We start from the raw sequence: 6,147 nt of genomic DNA on the forward strand, positions 1-6,147 counted from the left end.
CCTGCTGGACGACGATGTTGCCGATCGCCCACGTCGCCCAGAACTGACTGACGAAGGTGGCAGGGTGCGCCGGGTCCAGCATGCTCGAGTACACCGGCAGCGCGACGTTGTGCGAGGAGGAGCCGAGCCCGTCCACCGCCCGCACGGCGATCATCGCCAGGAGCACCGGGCCGACCGTCGCCACCAGCAGCCGTGCCCGCCCGCCGGCCGGTTCCGCGCCGTCCGCGGCCATGTCCTGGCCGTCCGGGGCCTTTTCGCCCACCGGGCCGGAGGCGACCGCCCTGGTGCGGATCGGAAGCAGGAGCAGGACGGTGGCGGAGACCGCGAACGACAGGGCGTCCAGGGCGAACGCCAGGGTGTAGCCGAACTCGGCGACCACCACACCGGCCGACGCGAAGCCGGCGATCATGGCGAGCGAACGGCCGGTGACCAGGAGCCCGTTGGCCCGGGTGCGGTGCTCGGCACCGACGATCTCCGGCACGCTGCTGCGCAGTGCGACCTGGGACAGGGTCGAACAGCAGCCGGTGACCACGGCGAGGCCGTACAGCAGGGCGACCCGGGCGTCGTCCGGAGCCAGCAGCAGCACCACCACGGCGGCGCCCTGGCAGAGGTCGGCGCCGACCATGAGCCGCTTCCGGTCGAACGACGACACCAGGCGGCCGCTCAGGAACCCGGAGGCGACCCCGCAGACCAGCCGGACCGCCATGAACAACCCGGCCGCCAAGGCGCTGCGCGTCACGTCGTAGACGAACACGTTGAGCGCCACCATGTTCAGGTAACTGCCGTAGGCGGATATCGCGTTGCCCGCCACCAGCAGCCGGAAGTACCTCATGCCACTCTCTCTCCGCCGACACGGACCCGCGGTCCCGTCCGTAGTCCGCGTGTCGCGCGAACCTTGCCCACGCGTCACACCCTTCACACCGGCACCACCGAACGGATCGCGGCGCGGCGTGCCGGCCCGGGGCGCGATACCGGTGCCGGAGGGTGAGCAGAGGGTGTGCTGCTCGTCCGTCGAGGGCATACGCGCCCCATGACGCCACCGCCGAGCACACCGTGCGGCTCCCGCCGGGGGCCGGGTCTCCGCCACGGCCGCCGAGCGGCCGGTGCAGGATGCACGTTGCTCGTGCTCCTGACCCTGACGGCGTGTGGGCGCGACGGCGGTGACGCGCCGTGGCCGAGGGCCGCCGGGAGCGCACGAGGTGACCTGTTCGAGAGGGCCTCTCTGGCGGACGGCAGCCGTCTCCTCGTCACCACCGAGGGCGGTGTGCGGATCGTCGGGACGGACGACGAAAGGGTGACGGTCGACGGGGCCACCCCCGCCCGCTGGGACGCGGACGCGGCCACCCCGGTGCTCGACCTGCTCTGCGACCACGGTGACGAGCGGACGAAGGACAACTGCGGAGGCATGCCGCTCGTCCGCGTGCCCGCCGGTGTCACGCTCACAGTGCGGGCCCGCAACGCCGACGTCGAGGTCGACGGGGTGCGCGGCGCGCTCGTCCTGAGCACCGTCAACGGCGACGTCACCGTGCACGACTCGGGCGGCAAGGGCGCCCGCCGACATCTGGTGACCCGCAACGGCTCCGTCCGCGCCGACGGCCTCGCCGCCCGCGACGTGAGCGCCGAGACGGTCAACGGCGACGTCGACCTGCTGTGCGCGACCTCGCCGCGCATGCTCGACGGCGTGACCCGCAACGGCTCCGTGCGCGTGACCCTCCCGGCCGACGGGCCGCCCTACGAGACCGACGCGAGCACCGTCAACGGGCGGACGACCGTGGACGTCCCCGCCCCGGCGCCGGGCTCCGCGGACCACCGGCACCGGCTGACCCTGCGCACCGTGAACGGCGACACCGAGGCACGCCGAGGCTGACGGACGGCGGCTCCGCGGGCCGGACCGGGCGGATCGCGGCCGGTGCCTCGACAGCCGCCGCGAGCCGCCCGTGGCCCTTCCCGCTCCCCGCCTCACGCCGCCGACCGTGAGGTGCCCGCGGAATCGTCGGCTACCGGGCTCCGGCGGCGGCTCAGGCGCAGGTCCGTCAGGGCGATGGTGACGGCCGAGGCGACCACGACCGCGTTGAGGCACAGGGCGAGGCGCGGGCCGAAGCCGACCAGGGTGCCCGCCAACGCGGTGCCGGCCGAGCCCGCGGCCATCTTCAGCCCGGCCATGGTCACGAAGACCTGGGCACGGGCGTTGGGCGGGGAGTGCACCGACCGCACGGCCAGGGTGGCGGTGAACAGGACGGCGCTCGTCGCTCCCGCCAGAGCGAAGGCCGCCAGGGCGAGTCCGTAGCCGGGCGCCAGCGCGCAGAGGCCGATCGCCACGGCGTTCGCGGCGATCAGCCGCAGCACCCAGCGCTCCGGTTCCCCGGTGAGCGGGAACACGCCGGTCAGCAGGGCCCCGCAGAGGTTGCCGACCCCGTAGGCGGCGCCGAGGGCGGCGCCCGCCCCCGCCGACCCCTGCAGATCGCGGCCCAGGACCACCGCGATCACCATCACGCCGCCGGTGCTGACCGACGTGATCATCGTGGCGATCATGACGCGGCGCAGCGGGCCCCGCCGGACGATCACGCGCAGGGTCTCCCGCACGGGCATCGACCGCTGCCTCTCGGCGGCCGACCCGTGCTCCTTCGGCAGCGCGAGCATCAGCAGGCCGGCCACCACCCCGGCCGCGCCCAGCACGACGACCGCGGTCAGGGCCCCGGACAAGGCGGTGATCGCGGCGACCGCGGCCGGGCCGATGATGTTGCTGGTCCCGTAGGTCGCCGAGTCCCACCCCTCGGCCCTGCGTTGAGCGCGGGTGTCCTCCCCGACGATCAGCGCCAGCCGGCTGCTGAGACCCCCTGTCATCAGCGGATCGCACAGACCGCCGACCACGACGAGCAGTCCCACCAGGAGGACGGACACGCGGCCCAGGGTGAGTCCGGTTCCGGCGAGCATCAGTCCGAAGACGGCGAACGCCGTCGCCAGCCGCATCCTCGGATCGCGGGCCTCCTCCAGCCACCGCGCCATCCACGGTCCGGCGATGTTGGGCAGCGTGAGCAGGGCCGCGAGGACGCCGCCCAGTGCGGCCCCGCCGTGGCCGGGCGACGCCAGCGCCAGCGCCACGAGCGCGACGGGGGCCCCACCGCTTGCCGAGCGCACGAGGGTCGCCGCGGTGAGGTACACGGCGAGCGAGAGACCCCGCCGCGGCGGTGGCGCCTCCCGGGCGTCCCGCTCCGGTCCCTTCGGCGTGGTGTCCGGGCCGGACGCCCGCACGGCGCCGGGCGTCCCCTCGCCGTCCTCGGGGCGCGGGCGGTCGGGCATGTCGTCTCCGTCTCCGGAGGTCCGGCCGCGGTGTGCGGACGGGCTGTCGCTGCCGGCTCCCGCGGTGGTCCGCCGACCGTCGTCGCGCCTCACGCGGCCGGGGCCGCGGCAGGTGCGGGTGCGGGGGCGGCGGCCGGTGCAGGGGCCGGTGCAGGAGTCCGGGTCCGCTCGGCCAGCAGCGGGAACCCGAGGACCCCTTCGATGCCCGACGTGACCGCCGCGCAGGCCGCCTCGGCCTCGGCAGGTGTGGGCGCGAGGGCCCGCACCATGCCGAAGGAGTCGAAGTTGGTGCGCATGGGCGGCACCACGTCACCGGCTCCCACCCGCGCGTAGCCGGAGTGGAGCCGGGCGAGGAAGGGGTCGAACCAGTCGTCCGGGAGGCCGGCCGGCAGGGTGCTCGTGCGCGGTGCGGCGAGGAACGAGTGCGAGGCCGAGCCCGCCAGCGGCAGCGGGCCGTCCGGCAGGGGCGCGCCGAGGAACAGGTCGACCAGCAGGGCGAAGACGTCCACCCCGGCGACGCTGCTGATGGTGTCCGGCAGGGAGCCGCCCGTCAGACGCGGGTTGACCTCGATGAGCCGGAAGCCGTCGGGGGTGTGCATCACCTCCACGTGGAAGATGCCGAGGTCCAGCCCGAGGACCCGGCACACCGTGACGGCGTAGCGGCCGAGGGCGTCCTCGTCGGCCGCCGGCAGCCCGGACGGAACGGTGCACCCCAGCTCCAGCACCGGGTTCTCCCGGCTGACCTTGCGGCTGGCGCACACCAGGGGGACCAGCCGGCCTCCGGAGGCGGCGACCTCCACGGAGTACAGGTCACCCGGCACCAGTTCCTCCACCAGGTACCGCTCGTCGAGCTGCCGCGCCATGCCCTCGGTGAGCTCGTCGCGGGCCGGCGTCGCGGCGGCGAAGTGGGCGCGCACGGCCGAGGCGTCGTGGGCGATGGAGGTCACCGCTTTGCCGATGCCGAGGACCGGCTTCACGATCACCGGATAGCCGATCGCCTCGGCGGCCTCCAGCGCCTCGGCGGCGCCGGTGACGACGCGGAAGCCGACGCTCGGCACCCCGTGCTCGCGCAGCAGGCGGCGGCACTCGCCCTTGTCGCGGGCCGCGAGGGTGCCGGTCGGCGAGGTGCCGCGCGCACCGATGCGGGCGGCGAGGTCGGCGGCCGCCTGCGCCCCGTAGCTCAGCGTGGAGAGCACCGCGTCGACGCTCCCGGGGTCGGCGCCGGAGGCGCGCAGCGCCCCGTACACCGCGTCGCCGTCCAGGGGATCGGCGAACGAGGCGGCGTGGTCGGCCAGTTGCACGGCCTCCCGGCGCTGGGCCGGGGTGGCGGTGAAGTCGTAGAGGGGGCAGTGCAGGTAGGTCACGGTGTGACCGCTTCGCTTCGCGTGGGCGAGTGCCTGGACACCCAGCCCTGTGGTCTCCACGAAGAGGAGGTGAGACATTGCGGCCCTTCCTCGCCGCGCGGCGGCGGGAGTTCGATCCGGAACGGATGCGGGATGGCGGCAGGACATGTCAGGTGTTCCCGCTGTGCGGGATTCATGTCCACCCGACGCGGGCCCCGTGACGGCCCGTCGGCTGCCGAGCGGGCGCGCCGGGCGCGGACCCCGCGTGTGACGTGGGCCGATGCGCGAACACGCTGGAGAATCGCGCACTCACACACCGTCGACAAAAGAGATGTAGGTCACACTTAACCCTGGGTGATGTGTGATTCACGGTGCGGTGGTGAACCGGGGGGGCGAAAGCCCGGGAGAAACCGGCGGGCGGCGTGCGACAGACCGCCCCGGAAATCCCCCGGCGTTTCCGTGCTCCACGCGCCATCGGTTCGGGACCGACCGGTCCCGTCCACGAGATCGAGCCAGAGGAAACCTGTGAGCCACAGCGTGAAGTCCGGGGCGACGGCCGCGTCGACCACCCCGCTGCTGTTACCCCTCGGCCGGCGGGCCGGCACCCTGCGCACCGTCGTCTTCCACCCCCTGGGGGGAGGACTCCTTCCCTACCTGGGGCTCGTCGCCCACCTGTCCCGCCACGGACCCGTCCACGGGATCCGGGCACGCGGCCTGGAGGACGGCGAGGAGCCCGACACCCGCATACCGGACATGGCTGACCGCTACGCCGAGGCGGTGAACGCCCTTCCCGCCCCGCCCGACCTGTTCGTCGGCTGGTCCCTCGGCGGACTGCTCGCCTTCGAGACGGCGCGACGGCTCACCGGCGGGCACACACCCGACCTGGTGCTCGTCGACAGCAGTCCGGCACCGGTCGGCGAGGGCGCCGAGGTCTACGACACCGTGCGCCGCCACGTACTGGGCGAGGCCGCGACCCACATGGACGCGGACGCCCTCCTCCGCACGGAGCGCACCGTCGACGCCCACCTCGCCGCCCGCACCCGCTACCGGGCGCAGGGGCGCCACCCCGGCCGCACCCTGCTGGTCACCTGCACCGGCAGCGACGACCCCCAGCAGGCCGCGCGCTGGTCGCCGCATCTCGAGGACCTCTCCGTCCGCTCCCTGGACACCGACCACTTCGGTGTCCTGCGCGCTCCCCACCTGCAACAACTGCGCCTGTACATTCAGGAGTTCGCCGGCGTGCGCGGCGACGCCCGCGCCCGGCGCACCGCGCCCGGCGCGGAGCCCTCCAGACCCTCGGCGGTCCTCGGCCGCTGACCGGTCCCGGTCCTTCCCGAGCCGCCCACGGCGCGCCGCCACGGCGCCCTCGCGGCCGCTGACCGGTCCTGCCGTCGGCCCGGGTCCTTCGGCCCGGTTCCCCCTCGAACCGTCCTGCCGGCCGGCCCCGGCTCCCCGTGAGCCTCCGACGACGTCACGTGCCCCGGTCCGACGACCGGCGGAGTGA

At 74.6% G+C, this 6,147-nt stretch carries 5 protein-coding genes; 2 read left to right on the forward strand and 3 right to left on the reverse strand.

The annotated features are described in order from the left end of the window. On the reverse strand, positions 1-832 hold an 832-nt coding region (locus ACOV8S_RS06480; protein WP_448316605.1), incomplete at its 3' end, for an MFS transporter. Positions 833-1,123: 291 nt separating this feature from the next. Here ACOV8S_RS06480 and ACOV8S_RS06485 point away from each other — a divergent pair. Further along, entirely contained in the window at positions 1,124-1,867 is a 744-nt protein-coding gene (locus ACOV8S_RS06485; RefSeq protein WP_448316607.1) for a DUF4097 family beta strand repeat-containing protein, read from the forward strand. Positions 1,868-1,959: 92 nt separating this feature from the next. Here ACOV8S_RS06485 and ACOV8S_RS06490 read toward each other — a convergent pair whose 3' ends face one another. After that, positions 1,960-3,300, reverse strand: a complete 1,341-nt coding sequence (locus tag ACOV8S_RS06490; RefSeq protein WP_448316608.1) for an MFS transporter — start codon at positions 3,298-3,300, stop codon at positions 1,960-1,962. Between the two features lie 89 nt (positions 3,301-3,389). Next, positions 3,390-4,742 carry an ATP-grasp domain-containing protein gene (locus ACOV8S_RS06495; protein ID WP_448316609.1) on the reverse strand — a complete coding sequence of 451 codons (1,353 nt, stop codon included), beginning with the start codon at positions 4,740-4,742 and terminating at the stop codon, positions 3,390-3,392. A gap of 426 nt (positions 4,743-5,168) precedes the next feature. Between ACOV8S_RS06495 and ACOV8S_RS06500 the strand changes: the two genes are divergently transcribed. Continuing rightward, positions 5,169-5,960: a thioesterase domain-containing protein gene (locus ACOV8S_RS06500; protein ID WP_448316611.1), complete on the forward strand. Its 792-nt coding sequence runs from the start codon at positions 5,169-5,171 to the stop codon at positions 5,958-5,960. Positions 5,961-6,147 lie beyond the last annotated feature (187 nt).

This window comes from Streptomyces sp. CO7, assembly GCF_053474865.1.

Coding starts and splice junctions, on each gene's coding strand:
- ACOV8S_RS06495 (WP_448316609.1), bottom strand. CDS start 4,742: ATGTCTCACCTCCTCTTCGTGGAGACCACAGGGCTGGGTGTCCAGGCA.
- ACOV8S_RS06490 (WP_448316608.1), bottom strand. CDS start 3,300: ATGCCCGACCGCCCGCGCCCCGAGGACGGCGAGGGGACGCCCGGCGCC.